1 protein-coding gene is annotated in these 1132 nt (G+C 36.6%); it reads right to left on the minus strand.

The features are described 5' to 3' along the window. Positions 1-799 precede the first annotated feature (799 nt). Positions 800-964, minus strand: coding sequence for a helix-turn-helix domain-containing protein (locus tag BQ9856_RS00005; protein ID WP_159441904.1), 165 nt, complete (start codon positions 962-964; stop codon positions 800-802). Between the last annotated feature and the right edge of the window lie 168 nt (positions 965-1132).

Below are 1132 nucleotides of genomic sequence, written 5' to 3' on the forward strand. Positions count from 1 at the left end.
TACGTGCGTGAGAAGATTCGAACTCCCGACACCTTGGTCCGTAGCTGATTAAGTGGGTAAATAGCGATATCTATCACATAGGTAAATTAATGATATCTTGGTAACTTTTTCAATAGTGGTGTTTTTTGTATCTCAATTTTGATTCCGGATCCTGGCAGCTGTGGGAATTGTAAGATACAACTTTTTCTTGACATTTGATTTAGAATGAAATATGATAATAGTAGCCAAAGAAGTTTAGAAGTTGTTTAGGTTACACAAAAGCGAAACCCCGGAGAGGTCCATTCTCCGGGGTTTCTTTTAGGCTAGCTGTTTTTGTTTTTCCGATCTAACCATTTGCATATGTAGTGGCCTGCTACTCTTGCCATAATCGGAATAATAAAGTTTAGAAGCTGCTCCAAGGTTACACCTCCTTCCTGCTGTCACAGAATGGAGTTCAAAAACAGCACTTTCATTATATTTCCTTTTTTACGTTTCGTCTACAATTTTTGAAAAAGAGAGGGGCTCCGCATTTTGGAGTCCCTCTCTTCTGTATCTCAATTTGTTTCTCTGGTTGCCCGGAGCTGCGCTGATCCGGAATTACATTGAGATACAATATTCAGCATCTTCTATTTTTTTAACCAGTCCTTGAATTTGATGATATTTCCTGTTCAGGCATTTCTTGTTCTAGCTCTATGTCCAGTAGCTTATTTATTGATTCCTGGATTCCAGGGTTTGCATTTTTATAAGCTTCAATAATTTTATTTTCTTCATCTGAAAGTTCATTTATATTTTTACCTGTTATAAGGTAGCATAAAGAAACTTATATTATTTCTGATATTTTGATAAGAGTATCCAATTTTAGTTGGCTGGTCCCTTTCAAATACCTGGCCATAGAATCTTCTGAAATTCCTAATCTTTCTGAAATTTCTTTTTGCGTTAATCCGCTATTTTTTATACAATCTTTAATTCTGCGGATTTTATCCATATTTTCCCTCATTAATCCTAATTTTTGCGTATTTTATATTGATATAATCATCAAAAAAATCATAAGGTACAAGGCAGCAAAACCAAGAACAGCCCCGGGAAAATTTCCTGGGGCTGTGTCCATTACGTGCGTGAGAAGATTCGAACTCCCGACACCTTGGTCCGTAGC

The sequence above is a fragment of the Clostridium sp. Marseille-P2415 genome (genome assembly GCF_900155545.1).
In the GTDB taxonomy this organism is placed as follows: Bacteria; Bacillota; Clostridia; order Lachnospirales; family Lachnospiraceae; genus Lacrimispora.